The 23394-nt window shown below is 69.1% G+C and carries 25 protein-coding genes; 13 read left to right on the top strand and 12 right to left on the bottom strand.

The features are described 5' to 3' along the window. Positions 1-99 precede the first annotated feature (99 nt). Positions 100-1086 carry a PHP domain-containing protein gene (locus ND450_RS43265; RefSeq protein WP_253323732.1) on the top strand — a complete coding sequence of 329 codons (987 nt, stop codon included), beginning with the start codon at positions 100-102 and terminating at the stop codon, positions 1084-1086. On the opposite strand, the gene ND450_RS43260 is transcribed toward ND450_RS43265, so the two are convergent. Next, positions 1049-1615 (bottom strand): hypothetical protein, encoded by a 567-nt coding sequence (locus tag ND450_RS43260; protein ID WP_253323731.1) that lies wholly within the window; start codon positions 1613-1615, stop codon positions 1049-1051. The genes ND450_RS43265 and ND450_RS43260 overlap by 38 nt on opposite strands. A 172-nt stretch (positions 1616-1787) precedes the next feature. Between ND450_RS43260 and ND450_RS43255 the strand changes: the two genes are divergently transcribed. From ND450_RS43255 to ND450_RS43235, 5 genes are all read left to right on the top strand, one after another. After that, positions 1788-3143 carry a DNRLRE domain-containing protein gene (locus tag ND450_RS43255; protein ID WP_253323730.1) on the top strand — a complete coding sequence of 452 codons (1356 nt, stop codon included), beginning with the start codon at positions 1788-1790 and terminating at the stop codon, positions 3141-3143. Between the two features lie 20 nt (positions 3144-3163). Beyond that, entirely contained in the window at positions 3164-4366 is a 1203-nt protein-coding gene (locus ND450_RS43250; protein WP_253323729.1) for an MFS transporter, read from the top strand. Further along, positions 4363-5319 carry a hypothetical protein gene (locus ND450_RS43245; protein ID WP_253323728.1) on the top strand — a complete coding sequence of 319 codons (957 nt, stop codon included), beginning with the start codon at positions 4363-4365 and terminating at the stop codon, positions 5317-5319. Before ND450_RS43250 ends, ND450_RS43245 begins: the two co-directional genes overlap by 4 nt. A 97-nt stretch (positions 5320-5416) precedes the next feature. Beyond that, positions 5417-5722 carry a putative quinol monooxygenase gene (locus tag ND450_RS43240; RefSeq protein WP_253323727.1) on the top strand — a complete coding sequence of 102 codons (306 nt, stop codon included), beginning with the start codon at positions 5417-5419 and terminating at the stop codon, positions 5720-5722. After that, complete coding sequence (locus ND450_RS43235; RefSeq protein ID WP_253323726.1) at positions 5722-6612, top strand: alpha/beta hydrolase; 891 nt, start codon at positions 5722-5724, stop codon at positions 6610-6612. The genes ND450_RS43240 and ND450_RS43235 overlap by 1 nt, the downstream gene beginning before the upstream one ends. Here ND450_RS43235 and ND450_RS43230 read toward each other — a convergent pair. The 7 genes from ND450_RS43230 to ND450_RS43200 form a co-directional block, all read right to left on the bottom strand. Beyond that, positions 6601-6807 carry a hypothetical protein gene (locus ND450_RS43230; RefSeq protein ID WP_089913993.1) on the bottom strand — a complete coding sequence of 69 codons (207 nt, stop codon included), beginning with the start codon at positions 6805-6807 and terminating at the stop codon, positions 6601-6603. The two genes, ND450_RS43235 and ND450_RS43230, sit on opposite strands and share 12 nt — an antisense overlap. A gap of 180 nt (positions 6808-6987) precedes the next feature. Beyond that, a complete protein-coding gene (locus ND450_RS43225; protein ID WP_253323725.1) occupies positions 6988-8238 on the bottom strand; it encodes an ABC transporter substrate-binding protein in 1251 nt (416 codons plus the stop codon). Between the two features lie 49 nt (positions 8239-8287). Next, positions 8288-9388, bottom strand: coding sequence for a branched-chain amino acid ABC transporter permease (locus ND450_RS43220; protein ID WP_253323724.1), 1101 nt, complete (start codon positions 9386-9388; stop codon positions 8288-8290). Further along, on the bottom strand, positions 9385-10272 hold the full coding sequence (locus ND450_RS43215; RefSeq protein WP_253323723.1) for a branched-chain amino acid ABC transporter permease: 888 nt from the start codon (positions 10270-10272) through the stop codon (positions 9385-9387). Before ND450_RS43215 ends, ND450_RS43220 begins: the two co-directional genes overlap by 4 nt. Further along, on the bottom strand, positions 10265-12088 hold the full coding sequence (locus ND450_RS43210) for a long-chain fatty acid--CoA ligase (RefSeq protein ID WP_253323722.1): 1824 nt from the start codon (positions 12086-12088) through the stop codon (positions 10265-10267). The genes ND450_RS43215 and ND450_RS43210 overlap by 8 nt, the downstream gene beginning before the upstream one ends. After that, a complete protein-coding gene (locus ND450_RS43205; protein ID WP_089914008.1) occupies positions 12085-12864 on the bottom strand; it encodes an ABC transporter ATP-binding protein in 780 nt (259 codons plus the stop codon). The genes ND450_RS43210 and ND450_RS43205 overlap by 4 nt, the downstream gene beginning before the upstream one ends. Continuing rightward, positions 12861-13637 carry an ABC transporter ATP-binding protein gene (locus tag ND450_RS43200; protein ID WP_371927810.1) on the bottom strand — a complete coding sequence of 259 codons (777 nt, stop codon included), beginning with the start codon at positions 13635-13637 and terminating at the stop codon, positions 12861-12863. Before ND450_RS43200 ends, ND450_RS43205 begins: the two co-directional genes overlap by 4 nt. A gap of 211 nt (positions 13638-13848) precedes the next feature. Here ND450_RS43200 and ND450_RS43195 point away from each other — a divergent pair, with 211 nt between their 5' ends. From ND450_RS43195 to ND450_RS43185, 3 genes are read left to right on the top strand one after another with little or no spacing between them, the layout of a single operon-like run. After that, on the top strand, positions 13849-14313 hold the full coding sequence (locus ND450_RS43195; protein ID WP_253323721.1) for an SRPBCC family protein: 465 nt from the start codon (positions 13849-13851) through the stop codon (positions 14311-14313). A 12-nt stretch (positions 14314-14325) separates the two neighbouring features. Then, positions 14326-15045 (top strand): SigB/SigF/SigG family RNA polymerase sigma factor, encoded by a 720-nt coding sequence (locus ND450_RS43190; RefSeq protein ID WP_245786043.1) that lies wholly within the window; start codon positions 14326-14328, stop codon positions 15043-15045. 42 nt (positions 15046-15087) lie between these two features. Further along, the gene (locus ND450_RS43185) at positions 15088-15510 is read left to right on the top strand and encodes a DUF4383 domain-containing protein (RefSeq protein ID WP_253323720.1); all 423 of its coding nucleotides are present in this window, start codon (positions 15088-15090) and stop codon (positions 15508-15510) included. Here the strand turns inward: ND450_RS43185 and ND450_RS43180 are convergent. Then, on the bottom strand, positions 15497-16420 hold the full coding sequence (locus ND450_RS43180) for a DNA topoisomerase IB (RefSeq protein WP_253323719.1): 924 nt from the start codon (positions 16418-16420) through the stop codon (positions 15497-15499). The genes ND450_RS43185 and ND450_RS43180 overlap by 14 nt on opposite strands. A 49-nt stretch (positions 16421-16469) precedes the next feature. Here ND450_RS43180 and ND450_RS43175 point away from each other — a divergent pair, with 49 nt between their 5' ends. From ND450_RS43175 to ND450_RS43165, 3 genes are read left to right on the top strand one after another with little or no spacing between them, the layout of a single operon-like run. After that, positions 16470-17537 carry a glutamate--cysteine ligase gene (locus tag ND450_RS43175; RefSeq protein WP_089914021.1) on the top strand — a complete coding sequence of 356 codons (1068 nt, stop codon included), beginning with the start codon at positions 16470-16472 and terminating at the stop codon, positions 17535-17537. After that, positions 17537-18304: an iron-containing redox enzyme family protein gene (locus tag ND450_RS43170; RefSeq protein WP_253323718.1), complete on the top strand. Its 768-nt coding sequence runs from the start codon at positions 17537-17539 to the stop codon at positions 18302-18304. Before ND450_RS43175 ends, ND450_RS43170 begins: the two co-directional genes overlap by 1 nt. A gap of 19 nt (positions 18305-18323) precedes the next feature. Then, on the top strand, positions 18324-18692 hold the full coding sequence (locus ND450_RS43165; RefSeq protein ID WP_253323717.1) for an STAS domain-containing protein: 369 nt from the start codon (positions 18324-18326) through the stop codon (positions 18690-18692). On the opposite strand, the gene ND450_RS43160 is transcribed toward ND450_RS43165, so the two are convergent. From ND450_RS43160 to ND450_RS43150, 3 genes are read right to left on the bottom strand one after another with little or no spacing between them, the layout of a single operon-like run. Beyond that, entirely contained in the window at positions 18674-19090 is a 417-nt protein-coding gene (locus ND450_RS43160; RefSeq protein ID WP_253323716.1) for a hypothetical protein, read from the bottom strand. The genes ND450_RS43165 and ND450_RS43160 overlap by 19 nt on opposite strands. A 10-nt stretch (positions 19091-19100) precedes the next feature. Continuing rightward, positions 19101-19547, bottom strand: coding sequence for a nucleoside deaminase (locus ND450_RS43155; RefSeq protein ID WP_253323715.1), 447 nt, complete (start codon positions 19545-19547; stop codon positions 19101-19103). A gap of 10 nt (positions 19548-19557) precedes the next feature. Further along, positions 19558-21882: an immune inhibitor A domain-containing protein gene (locus tag ND450_RS43150; protein ID WP_253323714.1), complete on the bottom strand. Its 2325-nt coding sequence runs from the start codon at positions 21880-21882 to the stop codon at positions 19558-19560. A 166-nt stretch (positions 21883-22048) separates the two neighbouring features. Between ND450_RS43150 and ND450_RS43145 the strand changes: the two genes are divergently transcribed. Next, complete coding sequence (locus ND450_RS43145; RefSeq protein WP_253323713.1) at positions 22049-23362, top strand: Nramp family divalent metal transporter; 1314 nt, start codon at positions 22049-22051, stop codon at positions 23360-23362. Positions 23363-23394 lie beyond the last annotated feature (32 nt).

Below are 23394 nucleotides of genomic sequence, written 5' to 3'. Positions count from 1 at the left end.
CTCCGTAGTCGGTCAGCGCCCGAACGCTTCCGCAGTCGCCGAGCCGCCCGACACCCCCGAAGGTCGGGTGAAATTCACCGCGGTGGGGTAGGAAGGGGTATGGATCCGGTCAAGGCGTTGAAGCAGGTGGCCTTCCACCTCGAACGGGCGGGCGAGCCGACCTACCGCGTCCAGGCGTTCCGCAACGCGGCCTCCGTCCTCGCCGACCTCGACCCCGCCGAAGTGGAGAAACGGGCCAAGCTCGGCACGCTCACCGACCTCAAGGGCGTCGGCAAGTCGACGGCCGGTGTCGTCGTGGACGCGCTGGCGAACCGCGAACCGTCCTATCTGGCGAAGCTCCGGCACGTCGACATCACCGGCGGCGAGGAGATGCGGGCGAGGCTCAAGGGCGACTGCCACGTGCACTCCGACTGGTCCGACGGCGGCAGCCCGATCCGCGACATGGCCGAGACGGCCCGCGACCTCGGCCACGAGTTCATGGTGCTGACGGACCACTCCCCGCGCCTTACCGTCGCGAATGGACTGTCCCGCGACCGGCTGGAGAAGCAGCTCGAGGTCGTCGCGGAGCTGAACGCCGAGCTCGCTCCGTTCACGGTCCTCACCGGCATCGAGGTCGACATCCTCGACGACGGCTCGCTCGACCAGGACGAGGACCTGCTCGCACGGCTGGACGTCGTGGTCGCGAGCGTCCACTCGAAACTGAAGATGCCCCGCGCCGAGATGACGCGCAGGATGGTGAACGCGGTCAGGAACCCGCACGTCGACATCCTCGGCCACTGCACGGGCAGGCTCGTCGTGGGCAAGGGCCGCCCGGAGTCCCAGTTCGACGCGGAGGAGGTCTTCGAGGCGTGCGCCGAGCACGGCACGGCCGTCGAGATCAACTCACGGCCCGAACGGCTCGATCCCCCGCGCCGGCTGCTGTCCCTGGCCGTCGACGCCGGCTGCACGTTCTCGATCGACAGCGACGCGCACGCGCCCGGCCAGCTGGACTGGCTGAACTACGGCTGCGCGCGGGCGGAGGAGTGCGGCGTCACGCCGGACCAGGTGATCAACACCCGGAGCGCATCTCGGCTGCTGTCCGGGTGAGGTGCTCGTACCAGGACACGAGCGGTCCGGTGTCGGCCAGCGCACGGGTCAGCGCCACGCGACACAGGTCCCGCACGGGCTCCGGGTCGTAGGCGGCCACCAGGTCGTCGAACGACCCCAGCGTGCCGAGCGCGTAGTCCTCCAGACCGGCGCAGATCGGCACGACCGTCCCGTCGCTCTCGACCACGAGCGGGTCCACCCGCACGAACGCCGCCGGATCGGCGCGCAGCAGTGCGGCCGACGTGACGTCGAACTGCACCTCGACGGCGTCGTCCTCGGCGATCCGGCCCAGCTCGACGGCGGCGTAGACCAGGTCGACCCGGTCGACGCCGTGCGGTCTGACCCGCACCTTGCGAGCGCCCTCCCCCACGGCCTCGGCGGCCAGGCCCCGCAGCACGGACACGTTGCCCGGCACGAGGTCGATCAGCACCGTCACCCGGTGCCCCCGCGCGGCGTGCTCCCCCACCTCGTCCAGCGCGACGACGAGCTCGGCCTCCGGCACGGCCGCGAGCCAGCGAGGGTCGTGCACCTCGACTCCCATACCTGTACGGAGCGTTCGTCCTGCGCGGAAATACCTCCCCACCCCGGAGGGGGATTTTCCGGCCGTTCACCCGGTGGCCGCCCAACGACCATCGTGCGCGACTCGTTTGAGCCCTACCCTTCGCGACGGCCCACGTCCGCCCACCACAGCAAGGACAGGCATGTCACGTCGCAGGGCTCCACTGGCCGTGCTCTCCACGATCATCGTCACGGCGGCCACCCTCACCGCCTCCACCTCGGCTCACGCCGCCACCACCACGTTCACGCCCACCGCCGACACCTACGTCGACAACGGGGCCACCGGGACCAACTACGGCACGTCCGGCCAGCTCGGCATCGACAACTCGCCGGTCAAGCGGACGTTCCTCAAGTTCACGGTCTCCGGTGTCAGCGGCGTCTCCAACGCCAAGCTGCGCATCCACACCGACGACGTCTCCGGAGCGGAGAGCCCGAACGGCGGCACGTTCCGGGCCATGTCGAACGTCAGCTGGACCGAGACCGCGGTGACCTGGAACAACCAGCCCGCGATCGACGGCGCCACGCTGGGCTCGCTCGGTTCGGTCGTGCGCAACGCCTGGTACGAGGTCGACGTCACGAGCCTCGTCACGGGCAACGGCACGTACAGCATCGGCATCACGTCGGGCAACATCGACGGCGCCGACTACGACTCGCGCGAGAGCGGGGCGACCGCGCCGCAGCTCGTCGTCACCGACGGCACGACGCCGCCTCCCGGCGACCCGGTCTGGGTCGGCGCGGGCGACATCGCCGACTCCGGTTCCGGTGACACGGCCACGGCCGCGTTGCTGGACGGCATCCAGGGCACCGTCTGGACCACGGGCGACAACGTCTACCCGGACGGCACCGCGTCGCAGTTCAGCACCTACTACGAACCGACGTGGGGCCGGCACAAGGCGCGCACCAAGCCGTCACCCGGCAACCACGACTACAACACCAGCGGCGCCACGGGGTACTACGACTACTTCGGCGCGCAGGCCGGTCCGTCGGGCCGCGGCTACTACTCCTACGACATCGGCGACTGGCACATCGTGTCGTTGAACTCCAACATCACCATGTCCGCGGGCAGCGCGCAGGAGCAGTGGCTGCGGCAGGACCTGGCGGCGAGCACGAAGGCGTGCGTCGCGGCGTACTGGCACCACCCGCTGTTCACCAGCGGTGCCAACCACGCGCCCTCGACGGCGACCAGGCCGTTGTTCCAGGCGCTGTACGACTACAACGCCGACCTCGTCGTCTTCGGGCACAACCACCAGTACGAGCGGTTCGCCCCGCAGAACCCCGGCGGCTCGCTGGACAACTCGCGCGGCATCCGGACGTTCGTCGCGGGCATGGGCGGCGCCGGGGCGTACGGGTTCGGCACGATCAGGCCGAACAGCGAGGCGCGCAACACCGGTACGCGTGGCGTCCTGAAGTTCACGTTGCACAGCAACAGCTTCGACTGGCAGTTCGTCCCCGAGGCGGGCAAGACCTACACCGACAGCGGCACGACCGCCTGCCACTGACGGACCGCTGGAGGCCGATGATGTACCTGTCCACTCTCGACAAACCCAGGACGGCGAACTGGAGGGGGTTGAGCGGCAACGTCTTCGCGCTCGGCACCGTCAGCCTCATCACCGACGTGTCGTCGGAGATGGTCGCCGCGATCCTCCCGCTGTACCTGGTCATCGGCCTCCAGCTCAGTCCCGCCGCGTACGGGCTGATCGACGGCGTCTACACCGGCGCCACGACCCTGCTCCGGCTCGCCGGCGGATACCTCGCCGACCGGACGAACCGGCGCAAGGCCGTGGCGGGCTTCGGCTACGGGCTCTCCGCGGTGGCCAAGCTCGGGCTCCTCGCCGCCGGGAACTCCCTGACGGCGCTGGGGTTCGTCATCACGGCCGACCGCGCGGGCAAAGGCCTGCGGACCGCGCCGCGCGACGCGTTGATCACCCTCTCCACCCCCAGCGGTGACCTCGGCCGGGCGTTCGGCGTGCACCGGGCGATGGACGGCATCGGCGCGTTCGCCGGGCCGTTGGTCGCCATGGCCGTGCTCGCCGCGTCCGCGCAGTCGTTCGACGCCGTGTTCGTGGTGAGTGCCTGCATCGCCGCTTTCGGCGTGCTGGTTCTCGTGCTGTACGTGCGGGACCGGCCGGAACCGCTGGAGCGCAAGGAACCGCTCAAGCTCGTTTTGCTGAAGGACCCGGCCGTGCGGAGGATCGTGCTGGCCGCCTCCCTGCTCGGACTGGTCACCATCGGCGACGGGTTCGTGTACCTGTTGCTGCAGAAGCGCGAGGGACTGGCGTTCGGCTGGTTCCCGCTGCTCGCCGTCGGCACGAGCCTCGTCTACCTGCTGCTCGCCGCACCTCTGGGCGCGCTCGCCGACCGCGTCGGCCGGCTGAAGGTCATGCTGGCCGGGTACGGCGCGCTGACCGTCGTCTACCTGCTGCTGCACGGGCCGTTGGGCGGCTGGCCGTTGCTCGTGCTGGTCGTGCTGCTCTACGGCGTCTTCTACGCCTGCACGGACGGCGTGCTGATGGCACTGGCCGGCCCGGTCCTGCCGGAACGCCTGCGCACCACCGGCATCGCGCTGATCCACAGTGGACAGGCGCTCGCCTACCTCGGCTCGTCCGTGCTGTTCGGCCTCGCCTGGCAGTTCTGGAGCCCCGAGGCCGCCACCCGGATCGCCGCCGTCGCGGTGGTCTGCGCCCTGATCACCACCGCCGCACTGCTGGGACGCCGCCGATGACCAAGCGCCTGCTGATCACCCTCACCGCCGCCGTGCTGCTCGGCGGCGTCGCCGCGGGCTACACCGCGCTGTCCGGCGCCACGCCCGAGCACGCCGCGCGGTCCGTTCCGACCGGCGCGGGGCCGCGGTTGATGGTGCTGAGCAACGGAAAGCTCTCCACGGTGTCGCGCTCCGATCCGGCCGGCTCCCGCGAGGTCACGGCGCAGAGCTGCGACCGCGCGTACGCGGCGGCGGGCACGATCTCCTGCCTGCGCCCGGTCGGCGCGCTGAAGGCGGGCGAACTCGCCGTGCTCGACACCGGCCTCCGCGAGGTGAGGACCATCCCGCTGACCGGTTTCCCGAACCGCACGCGGGTGTCGGCGAGCGGCCGGATGGTGGCGTGGACGCTGTTCGTCGACGGCCACTCCTACGCCGCCAACGGGTTCTCCACCAGCACGGGCATCCTCGACACCACGACCGGCGCGCTGGTCACGTCCCTGGAGGAGTTCGCGGTCGAGGGCGTGCCGCAGCGGCCGGTCGACACGAACTACTGGGGCGTCACGTTCACCGCCGACGACAACCGCTTCTACGCCACCATGTCCACCGGCGGCCACCGCTACCTGCTCGAGGGCGACTTCGCGGCCCGCACGGTCAAGCCGCTCACCGACCTCGACGACGTCGAGTGCCCGTCCCTGTCGCCCGACGGCACCCGCATCGCCTACAAGAAGGCCGTCGACGGCGACCCGCAGAAGGGCTGGCGCGTCGCGGTCCTCGACCTGGCGTCCCGGAGGATCACCGAGCTCGCCGAGACGCGCAGCGTCGACGACCAGCCGGCGTGGGTCGACGACAGGACCGTCGCCTACGGCATCCAGCGCGACGACGGCCTGAACGACGTGTGGGCGGTGCCGGCGGACGGCAGCGGCACGCCCGCGGTCCTCGTCCCCGAGGCCAGCTCTCCCGCACCGCTCGACTGAGAGGATCAGGCAAGAGTCGAGCAGCATCGATCTCCCATCTCCCCTGTTCAGGCTGGTCTGATAGGTGCATCGCCAGAACAACCAGGGAGAGAATCACATGAGTGTCGGACACGGCTTCCACGCCACCCTGACCGCACGCCCCGGCAAGGGCGACGAGGTCGTCGAGTTCCTGCTCGGCGCGCCCTCGCTCACCAACGACGACTGCGTGGTCTTCCTGGTCGGCCGCTCGGCCGCGAACCCGGACGTCGTCCACGTGACCGAGGGCTGGAGGTCCGCCGAGGCGCACAGCGCGTTCTTCGCCGGCGAGCAGGCGCAGGCGCTCGTCGCGAAGCTCCAGACGTTGCTCGACGGCGAGTCCACGTACCTCGACGAGCTGCCCGTCGGCGGCAAGGCGGCGTTCTGATGTCCCGCCCCGAGATCGACTCCGAGCTGCGGGCGCTCCTCGCGGACATGCCGCTGTCGATCGAACTCAGCGCCGACATGCTCCAGATGGTCCGCCAGATGCCGTCAGAGCCGTTCAAGACCGACGCCGAACGGCACGACGTCACCCTCGGCGAGATCGAGCTGACCGTGTTCCGCCCCAAGGGGATCACACCGGCCGGGTGCGTTTACTGGATCCACGGCGGCGGAATGGTGATGGGCGACCGGTTCTCGCAGATCGACATCCCGTTGCAGTGGCTCACCGAACTCGGCGTCGCCGTGGTCACCGTCGAGCACCGGCTCGCCCCCGAGGCGACCGGCACGACGCCGGTCGAGGACTGCTACCGCGGCCTGCTGTGGGCGGCGGGCGAACTCGGCATCGGCACCATCGTCGTGGCGGGCATCAGCGCGGGCGGCGGACTGGCCGCCGGAGTCACGTTGATGGCCCGCGACCTGGCCGGCCCCCGGATCGCCGCACAGGTGCTGATCTGCCCGATGCTGGACCACCGCAACGATTCCCCGTCGAGCAGGCAGTACGAGGGCGTTCCCGGCGTGTGGACGCGGGAGATGAACGAGTTCGGCTGGCGGTCGGTGCTCGGTGACGCGACGGACGTTTCCCCTTACGTGTCACCGGCTCTGGCCGAGGACCTCTCGGGACTGCCGCCCACCTACGTCGACACCGGCACGGCCGAGGTGTTCCGGGACGAGGACGTCGCCTACGCCGCACGACTCTGGGCGGCCGGTGGCGACGCCGAACTGCACACGTGGGCGGGCGGGTTCCACGGCTTCGACGCGATCTTCCCCGACGCGGCGCTCTCCCGGCGGGCACGGCGCATGCGCACGGAATGGCTCGCTCGCAAGCTAAGCGGGTAGTGGCCTCATCCTGTCCGGCATGTGGGCGCGCAACGCGTCGTGCAGCGCCGTCACCTCTTCGGCGTCCAGCAGAACGGACCCCGTCTCGCACGCCAGCTCCGCCTCACCAGTGCGCTGGTCGGGCACGTACCTCAGCGCCACGTCCGGCACCGAGCACGACTCGGACTGACGAATCGCCGTGAGCAACTCCGACACCCGTTCGTACCCCAGCCGCGCGCTCCAGCGCGACGCGGCCGGGGGACGGACGAGTAACCGGAGGCCTCCGGCGGATCGGCGAACCTCGACGCACGACAACACCGCGACAACCTCCTACTGGCTCACCAGCGAGACTAAACACTTTTGTCGGGTTTCAGCGTCGAGTGTCACCCGTTCGGATCACTGGTAACAGGGCTTCTCGAACTTGAAGTCCTTGGCCGTCGAACCGGTGAAGAAGTCCTCCACCAGCGTCACTCCGGTGGGAGAGGCGTCGTCCGGCTTGTAGAGGGTGCTCTGACGGAACAGGGCGTCCTGGGGCGAAGCGGAGAAATTACCTGCACCCGAAGGAAGCATGCCCTCGTAGTCCACGGACGTGAGCTGCTTCACAGCGGCGAGCACTCCGGCGCGTGTCAGGTCCTTGTTCGCCGCGGCCTTCTCCAGTGCGGCCTTCAGCGGGTACGCCCACACCCAGCCCGCGGTGTAGCCGTCGTTCGGCGTCACGCCGGGCAGTGCCGCGCGCAACGCGGTGTGGCCGACGGACTCGGTGCTCCACGACTTCCACGGCGCCGACTGCATGTACAGCGCCTTGATCGCGGGCGCGGCCGGCGACTTCAGCAGACCGGGATTCCACGTCGGCGAGGTGCCGATGAACCTGCCGGTGAAACCGCGGGCCGCGGCCTGACCGATGATCACGGCCGCGTCGGTCGGCCCGGTCGTGAGGATCACGAGGTCCGGCTTCTTCGACACCACGGCGTCGATCGCGCCGCCCTGGTTGTCCTGGCCGGGCGTGGTGGTCACGTTCTCGAACGTCAGTCCGCGCTTCTCGGCCGCGATCTTCGCGCCGGCCGCCGCGTCGTCGCCGTAGTCGCCGGGGTTGTGCACGGCCATCACGGACTTCACGCCCATCTTCTCGACGCCGTGGTCGACCGCGTTCATCGACTCGACGCAGTAGTTCGCGCCGGACTCGAGCACGCCGTCCTCGAAGCCCCACAGCGAGGTCCAGGAGGCCGGGACCGCGACCATCTTCGTGTTCTTCATGTCCGGCAGGATCGCGGCGGTCGTCGGCGAGCCCAGGGTCTGGGTCAGCGCCAGGACGTTGCCCTTGATCTCCTGGTAGACCTGGTTGTGGATCTGCGGGTTGTACTTGTTGTCCTTGACGTACTTGGTGACGTCGATCTCGTAGCCGCCGATGCCGCCCTTGTCGTTGACGCGCTTCCAGAACGCCTTCTGCGCGTCCGTGATCGGCACGGCGAGCGTCTTGAACGGGCCCTCGGTGAGGTCCGAGATGGTGCCGAGGTAGATGCAGCCCTTGGACTTGTCCTTGGCCTCGGGGCACGCCTCGGACGTGACGCCGACGTCGACCTTGATGCCGCCCGCGCCCTCCTGCGGTGCGGCGGAATCGCCACCACGGCAGGAGGCGAGGAGCAGCACTCCGACGAATATGACAGCAGATCTCTTACCAGACATGGAGATTCTCTCCTCAGTACGAGAACGGCCAGGTGCGCCAGTAGTTGCGGACGCGGACCCAGATGCCGAACAACCCGCGTGGCTCGACGATGAGGAACACGATGATGAGCACGCCGTAGAGCACGGCCTCCACCTGGAAGACCGTGACGACTCCGGTCGCGTCACCGCTGATGAACGGCAGCACCGCGGGCAGTTCCCTGGTGATGCGTGGCAGCAGAGTGATGAAGAGCGCTCCCATGACCGCTCCGGAGATGGTGCCCGCGCCGCCGATGAGCACCATCGCGATGTACTGCACTGACAACAGCAGGTTGAACGAGCCCGGATCGAAGAACCCGTTCACCACGAACAACAACGCGCCCGCGACGCCCGCGTAGAACGAGGACACCGCGAACGCCAGGACCTTGTACCTCGTCAGGTCGACGCCGATCACCGACGCGGCCAGGTCCCGGTCCCGCACCGCCGCGAACGCGCGCCCGACCCGCGAGCGCACGAGGTTGCGCGCCAGCACACCGAAGATCACGAGCAGGACGAACATGAGCAGGTAGAGCATCTGTGCCGCCGTGAACACGGCGTTGTCCTGGTCGAGCCGCACCCCGAACAGCTCGGGGATCGCGGCCGGTCGCCCGACACCGGGCCCGCCGGTCAGCGACGTCCACTCCCGGAACACGTGCTCTCCCAGGAAGACCAGTCCGAGCGTCACGATCGCGAGGTAGAGACCCCGCAACCGCACCGCCACCGGCGCCACCAGGACGCCGAAGAGCGCGGCCACCAGCCCCGAGGCCAGCAGCCAGACCGGCAGCGACGTGATGCCGAACCCGATCACCCGCCCGGTCTCGGGTCCGGACAGCGCCGCCGCCGTGTACGCGCCGATCGCCAGGAAGAACGCGTGGCCCAGCGAGACCTGGCCCGCGTACCCCGTGACGATGTTCAGCCCGATCGCGCCGATCGCCGCCACGAACCCGGTCGCGAGCAGTTGCAGCAGGTCGTCGGTGATGAGGAACGGCATCAGCAGGGCGATCACGAGCAGGCCGCCCGACCACGCGCGTTTGGGACGCGTGTTCAGGAACGCCATGTCCTGCCCGTAGGAGGTGTACAGCTCAGGACGACCCTTCACAGGCGTTCCACCTCCCGCTTGCCGAACAGTCCGTACGGTCTGACGAGCAGAACGAGCAACATCAACGCGTACGGCGCGACCAGCCCGAAGTTCGGGCCGAGCCACGGGGCGAAGTCGTTCTGGTAGGTGCCGAAGAGCGACTCCACGACCCCGACCGTGAGCCCGCCGACCACGGCGCCGCCCAGCGACTCCAGGCCGCCGATGATGATGGCGGGCAATGCTTTCAGCGCCACGATCCAGAGCTGCTGGTCGACACCGGCGCCCGTCGCGACGAACACGCCGGCCAGTGCGGCGAGCCCGCCCGCCAGTGCCCACGACAGCGCGAACACCGACCCGACCGAGACCCCCTGCGCCAGCGCGACCTCCTGGTCGTAGGCCACGGCCCGCATGGCGAGCCCGATCCGGGAGTAGCGGAAGAACAGGAACAGCAACGCCGTCACGACCGCGGTCGTCGCGATCATCACGAGGTACCGCTCCTGCACCTCGGCGCCGAGGAAGCTCACCGTGTTCAGGCCCCACGGGTCGCCGACCTGCCGCACGTCGAGGCCGATGAACGCGTTCGTCACGACCCTGACCACGACGTCCACGCCGATGGTGATGATCGCGACGACGAACACCGGTTTGCCGACCATCGGCCGCAGCACCGTGCGTTCGACGCCCAGCGCCAGCACCGCGATCACCACGGCGGCCACGACGACCGCGCCGACGAACGACACCGCGGGCGAGAGGTACGAGACCAGCACCGCTCCGGCCAGCATGAACGCCGGCTGTGCGAAGCTGATCACCTGCGTCGACTTGTAGATGATCACGAAGCCGAGCGCGAGCAGCGAGTAGATCGACCCGGTGCCGAGGCCTCGGATCAACGACTGCAGGAACTCATCCATACATGGACTCCACGAGGTCGTCGAACATCTTGCCCAGCGCGGATCTCTTGACCTTCTGCGTCGCGGTCAGCTCGCCGTCCTCGTGGTCGAGCTCCTTGGGGAACATGCGGAACTTCTTGATCTGCTCGACCTGCGCGAACTTCCCGTTCACCTCGGTCACGATCCCCTGCACCAGTTCCAGGACCTCGGGCTTCTCCGACAGGTCCCGGTAGGTGGTGTAGGTGATGCGGCGCTGCTGCGCCCAGTGGCCGACCGTCTCGTACTCGATGCCGATCAACGCCACCAGGTACGCCCGCTGGTCGCCGATGACGACGGCCTCCTTGATGTACGGGGAGGTCTTGAGCGCGTTCTCGAGCTCCGACGGCGCGATGTTCTTGCCGCCCGCGGTGATGATGATGTCCTTCATCCGGTCGGTGATCTTCACGTGCGTGCCGTCGACCCACTCGCCGACGTCACCGGTGTGCAACCAGCCGTCGCTGAGGACCCGTTGGGTGGACTCGGGGTCCTGCCAGTAGCCCGCGAACGTGCCGCCGTGCTTCGTGAGGATCTCGCCGGTCTCCTCGTCGATCCGGAGCTCGGTGCCGGGCTGCGGTTCGCCGACCGTGCCGAGCCTGACCCGTCCCGGCCGGTTCCCCGTGGCCACGGCGGTGTTCTCGGTCATGCCGTAGACCTCGTGCATCGGCACCCCGATGCCCATGAAGAACTTCAGCACGTCCGGGGCGATGGGCGCGGCCCCCGAGGCCGCGTACCGGACGTACCGCATGCCGATGCGGGCCTTGAGCGCGCGGAAGCAGAAGAGCCAGCCCAGCGCGTAGAGCATCCGGCTCTGCCCGGTGTGCTTGCCACCGGTCCTCACCAGGGTCTCGCCGATGGCTTCGGCGCGCCGGAGCCAGAACTGCGTCGTCGTGCGCTTGACCCAGGACGCGCTGGAGACGCCGATCTTGACGCCCGCCAGCACCTTCTCCCAGATGCGCGGGACGCCGAACAGGATCGTCGGCTGCACCTCGCGCAGGTTCGCCTGCACCGTCTCGATCGACTCGGCGAAGTGCACCTGCACGCCGCTGGCCGCGCTGAACCACGTCGTGAAGATCCGTTCGGCGACGTGGCACAACGGCAGGTAGGACAGCGTGACGTCGGCGGAGGACGGCGGCGGCGAAGTGAAACCGCCGCCCTCCACCAGCACGTGGACGGCGAACTCGACGTTCGCCACGGTGAGCATCGCCCCCTTGGGCGGCCCGGTGGTGCCGGAGGTGTAGATCAGCGTCATGACGTCACCGGGCTCGGTGGCCGCCATGCGGTCCGCGAGCTCGCCGCCGAACTCGTCGCGATGAGCCGCTCCCAACGCCAGGAAGTCCTCCCAGGCCAGGAGTTTCGGGTTGTCGTACCGGCCTTTGACGCCGCGCGGCTCGACGTAGACGATCCACTCCAGGTCGGGCGTGTCCTCCAGGACCAGCAACGCCTTGTCGACCTGCTCCTGGTCTTCCGCGATGAGGATCCGCGCACCCGAGTGCGACAGGAGGTAGGCGACCTCGGACGCCGGGTTCGTCGGGTAGAGCCCGACCGTGATGCCGCGGGCGGCGACGATGCCGAGGTCGGCGTAGAGCCACTCGCGGCGGTTCTCGGAGTGGATCGCGACCCGTTCGCCGGGCTGGAGCCCCAGTGCGAGCAACGCGTGCCCGACCAGTTCGACGTTGGACCAGTAAGCGGCCCAGCTGACCTCCTGCCAGATGCCGAAGTCCTTGGCACGCAACGCGATCTGGTCTGGTGTGCTCTCGGCGCGGTCTTTCACACGGGTGACGACGGTGGTGGTGGTCATGGCGTCACGCTCTTGTGCTGCTCGCCGAGGTAGGCCCGGATGACGTCGGGGTCCTGCTGCACCTCCGCGGGCGTGCCGGTGCGGATCGGGCGGCCGAAGTCCATGACCATCACGCGGTCGGCGAGGTCCATCACGAGGCCCATGTCGTGCTCCACCATGATCATCGGGATGTTCAGTTCCTCGCGGACGTCGAGGATGAACCGCGCCATGTCCTCGGTCTCCTCGACGTTCATGCCCGCGACCGGCTCGTCCAGCAGGAGCAGCTTCGGCTCCATCGCGAGCGCCCTGCCCAGCTCGACGCGCTTCTGCACGCCGTAGGGCAGCAGGCCGACCGGGAACCGGCGCCACTGCTCCAGTTCCAGGAAGTCGATGACCTCCTCGACCGCGGCCCTGTTCGCCAACTCCTCGGTGCGGGCCCTGCCGAGCCAGAAGAACGCCGACAGCGCGCCGTACCGCATGTGGTTGTGGCGGCCCAGCATGAGGTTGTCGACGACGGTGAGGTGCGAGAACAGCTCGATGTTCTGGAACGTGCGGGCCATGCCCTGCGCGGCGATGCGGTGCGGCCGCTTGCCGACCAGGTCGGTGCCGTGGAACCGCACGGTCCCGCGCTGCGGCCGGTAGACGCCGCTCAGGACGTTGAAGATGGACGTCTTGCCGGCGCCGTTCGGGCCGATGATGGCGAAGAGCTCCCCCTCCTCGACGCTGAACGAGACGTTGTCGACGGCCACCACGCCGTCGAACGCGAGCCGCACCTCGGTGACCTCGAGAACGCTCATGACAGCCACCGCTTCCTGCGCTTGTAGTGCTTGACCGCACGGAACGACGAGGTGCCGAGACCGAGGTAGAACTCGCGGATGTCGTCGTCGGCGAGCAGCGCCCGCGCCGGTTTGTCCATGACGACCTTGCCGGTCTCGAGCACGTAGCCGTGGTCGGCGATGGACAGCGCCATGCTGGCGTTCTGCTCGACCAGCAGGACCGTGGTGCCCTGTTCGTTGATCTTCACGACGAGGTCGCGGATCTGCTGCACGAGCAACGGCGCGAGGCCGAGGCTGGGTTCGTCCAGCAGCAGGTAGGACGGCTCCGACATCAGCGCCCGCCCGATCGAGAGCATCTGCTGCTCACCGCCGGACAGGTAGCCCGCGCTCTGTCTTCGCCTTTCCAACAGCCGTGGGAACAGTTCGTAACAACGGTCCAGGTTCTGCCTGAGCCGTTTGGGTCTCGCGTGACCTCCCACCTTGAGGTTCTCCTCGACGGTCAGCTCGGCCAGGATCCTGCGGCCCTCCAGCGCCTGTTTGATCCCGCGCTCGGCGATCCGTGCCGGTGGGAGGCGGTGGATCGGTTCACCGTCGAGGGTGATCGAGCCCTTCGTGACCTTGCCGTCGTGCACGTCGAGCAGGCCGCTGAAGGCCCTCATCAACGTCGTTTTCCCAGCTCCGTTGGCTCCGAGCAGGGCAACGACCTTGCCCTGGGGCACCTGCAGGCTCACGCCCCGGAGCACCAGCATCACGTCGTCGTAGACAACCTCAAGGTTGTTCGCCTCGAGCACCAGCGCCTCCTAGGGGCCCCTGACATACCGAGCAGTATGCAGCTCTTGAGACGTGGATCACAGAGCAGTTTGACCACTGTGGGCGATTTCGTGATGCGCAGATCGCAAGTGGTTCAGCACTCTGCGTGACCGTCCACATCGGACTCGTTGCCGATGTGTAACAGGGCGTGACACGGGTACTCACGTGTCGACACCAATCGAAGGAGGAGGTTTCGTGACCACCATTGAGAAGTCGGTGGACGTCCAGGTGCCTGTGAGCACGGCGTACAACCAGTGGACCCAGTTCGAATCCTTCCCGGCGTTCATGGACGGCGTCGAGAAGATCGACCAGATCACGCCGACCAAGACGCACTGGACCACGAAGATCGGTGGCGTCGTCCGCGAGTTCGACGCGGAGATCACCGAGCAGCACCCCGACGAGCGCGTCGCCTGGACCACGGTCGACGGGCCGACGCAGGCGGGTGTGGTCACCTTCCACCGGATCGACAACGAGACCACGCGGGTCCACCTCCAGATGGACTACGAGCCGGAGACGCTCACCGAGAAGGCGGGCACCGCGCTCGGCGTGGTCGGCCACCGGATCGAGGGTGACCTCAAGCGGTTCAAGGAGTTCATCGAGAACCGCGGCTCCGAGACCGGCGCGTGGCGCGGCGACGTGACGCCGCCCCCTCAGGTCTGATCGCGGTGCGCGTTGACGCCGGACCAGCACGCGGCGTTCGAGGAACTCGCCCGCACCGCCCGTGACTCGCCTCGCTACCACGTGATGCGGGACCGGCTGGTGCGCGAGTACCTCCCGCTCGCCCGGCACATCGCCCGTCGCTTCAGCGAGCGCGGTGAGCCCATGGAAGACCTGGCGCAGGTGGCCGCCGTGGGCCTGATCAACGCGATCGACCGGTTCGACGTCGGCCGGCAGACGGACTTCCTGTCCTACGCCGTGCCGACGATCACCGGCGAGGTGCGGCGCCACTTCCGCGACCAGTGCTGGGCGGTGCGCGTACCCCGGAGGTTGAAAGAGCTGTGCGACGCCATCGACGGCGCCACCGCCGAACTGTCGCACCGCACCGGGCGGTCTCCCACTCCCTCCGAGATCGCCCGGCACCTCGGGGTGCCGCTCACCGACGTCTACGAGGGCCTGCGCATCGAGAAGAACATCGCGTTCGCCCCTCTCGACTCGCTGGAGAGCTCCACCGTCGACGACCCCGCACTGGAGGGCGTCGAGATCCACGAGGCCCTGCAGCCGATGCTGCGGGGCCTCCCCCGGCGTGAGCGGACCATCGTGGTCCTCCGGTTCTTCGGCCGGCTCACCCAGACCGAGATCGCCCGCCGCGTGGGGGTCTCCCAGATGCACGTGTCGAGGCTGCTCACCAAGTCACTGGAGCAGCTGCGGCACGATTTGCTGGCAGAGGAGTGACATGGGCGAGCGGGAATGTCCGGTTCTGGCGATACTGACCTCATGAACCGGTTGCGGTGGCCCCAGAAGCTGGCGGTCGGCACCGGCGCCCTGCTCGTGCTCTGGGGCGTCGGTGGCTTCTTCGTGACCGGATTCTCGTCGTTCGCGGGCGAGTCGGAGACCTGGGTCCTCGGTCTGCGCGTGAACCCGCTGCAGAACGTCATCCACCTGGTCTTCGGCGCCGCGCTCCTGCTCGCCGCTCCCCGCCTGCGGGCGTTGAGCGGGACGGCGCTGCTGGTGGCGGTGCTGTTCCTGGTGATGTTCGGGCTGGGCCTCGCCCGCTACGACGACGAGGTCGTGAACTTCCTGAACGTGAACCCCGGCAGCAACGCGCTGCACTTCATCGCGGGCTTCGCCGCACTGGCGTCCGCGCAGGGTGCCGCGTGGTGCCGCCAGTGCGACCGGGCCGCGCTCAAGCCTGCCTGAGCAGCTTGCGCACGGCCCGTTCCGGGTCTCCCCCGCCGATCACACGACCCTGTTCGAAGGCCTCGACCAGTCGTGGATCCACATAGGACTTCCGCGTCACAGCGGGTGTGTTGCCCAGTTCGGCGGCGACCTCCTTCATGACCGCGCTGATCGCGCGCTGCGACGGCTTGCCTCGCCTGGCCAGCTCCGCCGCGAAGAACTCCGCCGCGAACACCGTCGCGCGCCAGGTGCGCAGGTCCTTCACGCTGAACTCGTCGCCGACCAGCTCGCGGAAGCGCTCGTTGACGTCGTCCGCGGTGATCTCGAAGACGCGGCAGTCCGGCGTCTTGCCGCGCAGGAGCGACTTCAGCGCCCTGGCGAGCTCGGGATCGGTGATCTCCTGGTCGACCTCGACGCCGGACTTGGCCGGGAAGTGGAACCGGACCCGGCTGCCGCGCACCGAGAGGTGCTCGCAGAGCAGGGTGGCGACGCCGTGCGTGCCGTTCTCCTCCACGTACTGCTCGTGCCCGACGCGGAAGATGCCGCGGTCCAGCAGGCGCAGCGCGACGGCGAGCAACCTCGTGCGGCCGCGCGCCTTCATGTCCCGCGCGACCTGCTCGCGGAACTTCCCGAGCTTCGGCGCGAGCTTCAGCACCCGGTCGAACTTCTCCGCGTCCCGCTGAACGCGCCACTGCTCGTGGTAGAGGTACTGGCGCCGTCCGGCGTCGTCGTACCCGACGGCCTGGATGTGCCCGGTGGGGTGCGGGGAGATCCACACCTCCCGCCACGCGGGCGGGATGACCAGGGCTTTCACCCGCGTGACGTCGTCCGCGGTGAGCGTCTGCCCCTTCGCGTCGGTGTAGCGGAAGCCCTTGCCCTGGCGGCGGCGGGTCCAGCCCGGACCCGCCGGGTCGCTGCGGCGCAGTCTCATGTGGTCACTCCGAGATTGATCAGCACGAGACGCGGGTACCCGCTCGCCGATGAATAACTACACGGTCGGTGTGGAACAGGAGTTCCTCCTCGTCGATCCCGACTCGCGGCGGCCGGTGGCACTGGCGCCACGGGTGCGGGAGATCTCCCGCGCGCCCGGTGACCTCGACGTCCAGGGCGAGCTGACGCCGTTCCAGATCGAGGTCGCCACCGGCGTCACCTCCTCCTTCGCCGAGCTCGACGAGCAGGTGCGGCGCGGGCGCCGGGTGCTCGTGGACGCCGCGGACGAGGCCGGGTGCCGGCTCGTGGCGACGGGCATGCCGCCGATCGGCGAGGCCGGTCCGCCACCCGGCTCGGACGACCCCCGCTATCACCAGATCGAGTACTCGCACCGCCGGCTCGTCGTCGGGAAGGGCGCGTGCGGGCTGCACGTCCACGTCGGCGTGCCGGACAGGGCGGAGGCGCTGCGGGCGTCCAACAAGATCCGGGTGTGGCTGCCGACCCTGCTCGCGCTGAGCGCGAACTCGCCCTACTACGAGGGGGAGGACACCGGCTACGCCAGCTGGCGGTCGATGGTCTGGTCGCGCTGGCCGGTGAGCGGCCCGCCGCCGGAGTGGGACGGCCCCGAGCAGTACGACGGCACGGTCGACGCGCTCATCGCGACGCAGGCCCTGCTGGACAAGGCGATGGTCTACTGGGACGTCCGACCGTCGGAGGATCATCCGACCGTCGAGGTGCGCGTCGCCGACATCCCCCAGCTGGCAACGGAAGTCGCGGTCCTCGCCGAGCTGATCGGGGCGCTCGTCGTGACGGAACCCTCCGAAGGACGGGTGGACGATTCCGTGCTGCGGGCGGCATATTGGCGGGCGTCGCGCGACGGGGTCGACGGACTGGCCGCCGATCCACACACCGGAAAACTCTCCCCCGCGTTCGACCGGGCAGTGTCGCTCGTTGAGCACGTCGAGGTCGCGCTGCGCGATCGTGGCACTCTGTCTACTGTGGAGCAGCAGTTGGACTGGTTGCGCCACAACGGCAGCGGTGCCGCTCGGCAACGACGCTCCCCGGACCCCGAGTCCCTTGTGGACATGCTGATCGCCCGAACGCGTGAGGAAACCTGATGCGCCTGCCCGCTCCCCGCGGCCACATGAGCTCCGCCCTGGTCACGGCGCTGCGCCAACCGCCACTGCCCCGGCCCGCACTGCTCGCCAGCGGCGGCACCAGGGAGGCCTGGCTCGACGACGACCTCCAGCTGTCGCTGTGGATCTGCTACGAACTGCGGACGCACGGGTTCGACGACGTCGCCGCCGGCTGGGAGGAGCACCCCGCGCTGGCCCAGTTCCACGCGGCCCTCGAAGCCCGCTGGGAGAAGGAGCTGCGGTCGCTGACCGAGGTGACCTCGCCCGCCCCGTTGTCCGAGGAGGGCCTCGCGGAGTTGCGCAGGCACCACGCGTTCTGGCAGCCGCGCCGCGAGATGAGGTCGGTGCTGCGCGACATCCACGGCGACGCGTACGGCACGCGGTCCGAACGCACCCATTCGGTGCTGTTCACCGTGACGCTGCGCGACCTGGACCCCAGTGCCCTCGTCGACGACATGCCCGCGCCCACCCTCGCCCTGGTGAACGCGCTGTCGCTGTTCGGCCTGCACCAGCGGCTGGTCGGCGCGCTCGTCGGTTTCCTGTCGGCGGTCGACACCATCGGCGGTGACCCGTTCGCGCAGCTGCTGCCCGTCCAGTGCCCGCCGGAGGACGTCCGCCTCGGCTTCACCGCGTGCCACGAGCTGCACGCCCGCCTGACCCGGCACGTGCACGCGTCGCAGCAGGCCGGTCGCAGCTCGCTGAGGGGCCGTTGGTCGCTCACCCAGGGGCGGGTTAACGTTGGGTGCTGATGCTTTGAAGGGAGACAGCGTGCCCGACCCCACCGCTCTGGCCTCCGTGGCCGTAGACCGGATCGCGTCCGACGTCGTCGTGCTGCACGTGTCCGGCGAACTCGACACGACCTCCAGCGGTGAGCTCACCGGCCCCTTGGAGACGCACGTCGTGCAAGGCCTGCGGGCCGTGCTGGTGGATCTCGAAGGCGTCCGCTTCCTGGGCTCGGCGGGCCTCGAGGCCCTGGTGCTGGGCCAGCAGCGCGCCTCCAGGGCCGGCGTGGAGTTCGTGGTGGTGGCGTCCGGCCGCGCGGCCCTGCGCCCGATCGAGGCGACCGGGCTCGACACCGTGTTCACGATCCTGGGCTCGCTGGAGGACGCCGTCGCGCGCTACTCCGGGGCGAAGTAGCCGCCGTTCGGCCCGTCCGGCCCGATCCCGGCCAGCCTCGCGATCGTCGCGGCGTCCTGCTCGGCGGCGTTGATCCGCACGTGCGGGAACGCCCTCGCGTACTGCGCCGTGACGACGGTGGCGGCCGCCCTGGTCAGGAGGTCCGCGTCGCTGACGTTCACCACGACCGGGGCCGCGGACCGTTCGAGGGCCGGCAGATAGCGCTGCAGGACCTCGGCCAGGCCCGCGACCTTGGCCTCGAACGTCTCCGGCGCGAGGGCCGCGGTGGTGACCAGCACGTCCAGTTCGTCCACGGCCTGTGCCGAGGGCTCGGCGAGCAGGTGGACGCTGTGGCCCGCCCGCTCGAGCAAGCGGGCCGTCTCCTGATCGAGGTCCCCGGCGATCAGCACAGCTGCCATGGGTTCGACGCTAGTCCTGGCCGATGTCCTCGTACCAGAGCTCGGGGCTGGCCGCGATGAACGTCGTCATCAACTCGACCAGCGCCGGGTCCTCGACCACGGTGACGCCGACGCCGTTCTCCGCCAGCCAGTCGTGGCCGCCGTGGAACGTGGTGGCCTCCCCGATCAGCACGTTCGAGATGCCGAACTGGCGGACCAGGCCGCTGCAGTACCAGCACGGCGACAGCGTCGTGACCATGGTGGTGCCGCGGTAGCTCCGTTGCCGCCCGGCGTTGCGGAAGGCCGAGGTCTCCGCGTGCATCGAGGCGTCGTCGTCCTGCACCCGGCGGTTGTGGCCCCGGCCCAGCAGACGGCCGTCGCCGTCGAAGAGCGCCGCGCCGATCGGGATCCCGCCCTCGGCGAGTCCCGTCCGCGCCTCCTCGACGGCGACGGCCAGCATGTCGTCAGCGGAAGTCATGCCGTTGACGCTACTTCGTCTTGAACAACTTCACCGTCATCGACGTGCCGGACTGCCGCAGCACCTTGAGGCCGACGCCGACGGCGGGCAGCTTCACTCCCGCGTTCGGCTGCTCGGCGAACCAGTACTGCTTCGTGTCGTCGAACGTCGGCTGGGCCGCCGAACCGCGGACGTAGGACGCCTTGCCGTTGACGTGCAACGTGAAGGAGTCCGACTTCTGCAGGCCGAACGGCGCGTCGTAGCCGCTGACGGACGTCGACCAGCGCTGGCCCTCGATGTTGTAGAGCGGGGCCGGGTTGGCGTCGATCGGCAGGATCAGGCCCTCACCGGGGTGCTCGCTCACGTTGTTGTCGAGGAAGCTCGTGTTCCACAACGACACCAGCAGGCCGTCCTGGTAGGGGAAGTGCTCCACGAGGTCGGGCCGGTCCGGGAAGCTGAAGCGGTACGGGCCCGTCCTGTTGTACTTGCCGTACGACTCGTAGGTGCGGTTCGAGGCGATGTAGAACTGGTCGAACGCCTTCGTCTCCTTGCCCTCGGTCGTGCGGAAGCCGCGCGTGGTCCACACGCCCGCCGTCTCGCCGCCGTCGGTCAGCACCGGGGCGCCGTCCGCGGTCACCGTGATCTGGTCGGCGAAGAAGCCCTGCGGCGCCAGCGCCCCGTCGGTGCGGTAGGCGAAGCGCAGCTTGGTGTTCTTGCCGGCGTACGCGTCCAGCGGCACGTTCACGTCGACCCACTGGCCGTTCGACGAGCTGCTGATCGCGGTCGAGTTCCCGGAGTCGCGGGCGAACGGCTGACCACCCGCCGTGCCGTCGAGCTGGGTCCAGCTGCCGTCCTCGTTGGACGCTTCGACGTAGAGGTAGTCGTAGTCGGGCTCGACGTCGAAGCGCGCCTTCAGCGTGAGCGACGCGGTGGTCTTGCCGCGCAGGTCGAGCGGCGCGGTCATGGAGTGGTCGAGGTCGTTGCCCTTCTCGCTCCACCACATCTTGCCGCCCGCGAACGGGGCGCCGTAGTCGAAGTCCTTCGAGATGTCCGGCAGCACGACCACGAGCCCCTGCGCCTTGGCGCTGTTGTACTCGTGCGGGCCGAGGTCGAAGACGCGTTCCTGACCGGCGACGGCGACCTCGTAGTCGAGCCAGCCGAGCTGCAGCTTGTCCCAGGCGGAGAACTCGTTGGCGCGCTCACCGGGCGCCTCGCCGGGCGCGTTGACCCGGTTCTGGGCCATGATCGACCACCAGTTGACGCCGTTCGCGCCGCCGTTGGTGTCGTAGTGGTCCGGCAGGCCGAGGTCGTGGCCGAACTCGTGCGCGAAGACGCTGACGCCGCCGTTCTCGGGCTGCACGGTGTAGTCGCCGACCCAGAGGCCGGTGTCGCCGATCTGCGCGCCGCCGAGCTTGTTGGTGCCGGGACCGGACGTGTAGTTCTTGAACGCGTAACCGCGGTGGCTCCAGAGCGCGTCCTCGCCCTGCAACGCGTCCCCGTCGGCCTGGTCACCGCCGGCGTGCACGATCTGGAAGTGGTCGACGTACCCGTCGGGCTCGTTGAAGTCGCCATCGGAGTCGTAGTCGTAGCGGTCCCACACGTCGTACTCGGCGAGCGACGCCTTGATCTGCGCGGTGGTCTTGCCCGCGGCCTGCTGGTCCGCGACCCACTGCGTGACGGCGTCCTTGACGAGCTCACGCGAGTTGTTGCAGATGTTGTCGTTGCAGGGGAAGCCGTTGCTGCGGCCGTAGCGCGCCTCGTTGTACCTGACCTTCACCCAGTCCGTGACGGTGCCGTTGACCGTGTACCGGCCGGACGACTGCTTGTCGTAGAAGTTCGCGACGGAGTTGGCGTCCTTCTTTCGGCTGAAGTAGAGGTCCTGGAAGTACTGGCGGCTGAAGTCCTCGTGCCAGATGGTCGTGTTGTCGACGGCCCGGTCCGGCGCGGGGATCTGGTTGTGCGTCGGCCCGTCGAACCGCTGCGGCCCCGGCGTCGCGGGGTTCGTGTCGCGGTCGGGGTAGTCGGGGTGCCGCTCGTTCCCGAACTCCGCCAGGATCACGAAGATCTTGTCGGTCTTCTCGCGCTTCAGCTCGACGTACTGGTCCTTGCTCTGCTTCTTGCCGACCTTCGCGACGGTGCTGGTCCCCCGCTTCTCCGTCGTGACCTGACCGGTGAGCACGTCGGCGAGCGCCTGCTGCTTCAACGCGCGGCGCTTCACCTCGAGCTCGTGCGGCTGCTCGTCGGACTGCCGCGTCTCCTGCTTTTCGAGCTGCGCGGGCGGTGTCGCGGTGGCCGGCGCGGCCATGCCCGCCGTGACGAGCGCGAGCGCCGCTGCTCCCACCAGAACTCTTCGCACTTTCGTTCCCCTCCTAGGAATTCGGAGGGGACGCTACGTAGCGGGTCCACCGCTCGACACGTCCGAAAGTCGGTTGTCCCGCACCAGGTGCTGACCGGGTGCCCGGTACGTCGGGAAAGTGGTGGATTCCCTTCCCCGACGCGTCGGGAGGTCGACAGTGTCGTCGGTGCAGATCGGAGTGAGCAGGCCGCCGTCGGATCTCGCGGACCTGCCGGAACCGGAGAAGGTGTTCGAGGTCCGCAAGCTCGGGCCTGTCCAGGTGGTCCAGCTCGTGATCGGCCCGAGCCTCATCGCGCTCGGCATCTCGATCGGCAGCGGCGAGTGGTTGCTCGGCCCGCAGGCGGTCGGCAGGTTCGGCTTCGTCGGCATCGGCTGGGTGATCACCGTGTCGGCGTTGCTGCAGACGTTCTACAACGTGGAGATCGCCCGCTACGTCGTGGCGACGGGCGAGACCCCGGTCGTCGGCCGGGGCCGCGTGCCGCCGGGCTGGAAGTTCTGGGTCCCGGTGTCCCTCGCGGTGTTCTGCTTCGCGTTCATCTTCGGCGGCTGGGCGGCGGGCGCCGGACAGGGGCTCTTCGCCCTGATAGCGGGCCGCGGCTACCGCCCCGACGAGATCGAGTGGGTGCGGCTGCTGGCGATCGGCCTGCTCGTCGTCGTCTTCCTGATCACCGCGGGAGCCCGCAAGGTCTCCCGCGCGCTGGAGTTGACGAACTGGGTGCTCGTCGGCGCGCTGCTGCTGGTGCTGATCGTGGTGACGGTCGCCGTCGTGCCGTTCTCCGTGTGGTCGGAGGGAGTCCGCGGCCTCGTCACCCCGGCCGCGCCTCCCGAGGGCATCACGGCGACCCAGCTCGGCGGTCTGGCGGGCTTCACCGCGCTGGCGTCCGGTCTCAACTGGTACGCCATGAGCCACTACCGCGACAAGGACTACGGCATGGGCCACCACGTCGGGTTCATCGCGGGCCTGCGCGGCGGCAAGCAGGAACTGCGTCCGGTGGGCGTGACCTTTGTGGACACCCCGGCCAACGCGTCGTTGTGGCGCCGCTGGTACCGGCTGCTGCTGATCGACCAGTGGGCGGTGTTCTTCGTCGGCGCGATGCTCGGCATGCTGCTCCCGACCGTGCTGATGGCGCACGTGGTCGCGGTCTCCGGGCAGCAACCGACGGCGGCGAACGTGCCGACGTCCTCCGCCGAACAGCTCGGCCTGCTCTACGGCCAGGGCATGTTCTACCTGATGCTCGTGGTCGGTGTGCTCGTCCTGTTCTCCACGCAGCTGGGCATCTTCGAGGCGCTGGTGCGCAACTTCACCGACGCGATGCACGCCGTCTCACCCCGGCTGCGCCGCCGGATCGAGGACGACCCGCGCCGCTTCTACTACCGTTCATGCTGCTGGTGCTGGCGATCATCGCCGGCGCGCTGCACCTCGCGCTGCCCGTGGAACTGGTGCAGATCTCGGCGAACATGTCGAACCTGGGCGCGCTGATGTTCCCGTTCGCGTTGATGTACCTGAACTCG

This window comes from Lentzea sp. HUAS12, from assembly GCF_024125735.1.
GTDB classification, from domain to species: domain Bacteria; phylum Actinomycetota; class Actinomycetes; order Mycobacteriales; family Pseudonocardiaceae; genus Lentzea; species Lentzea albida.
Note: the sequence above shows the minus strand (reverse complement) of the source record. Positions and strands in the feature narration are given on the sequence as shown.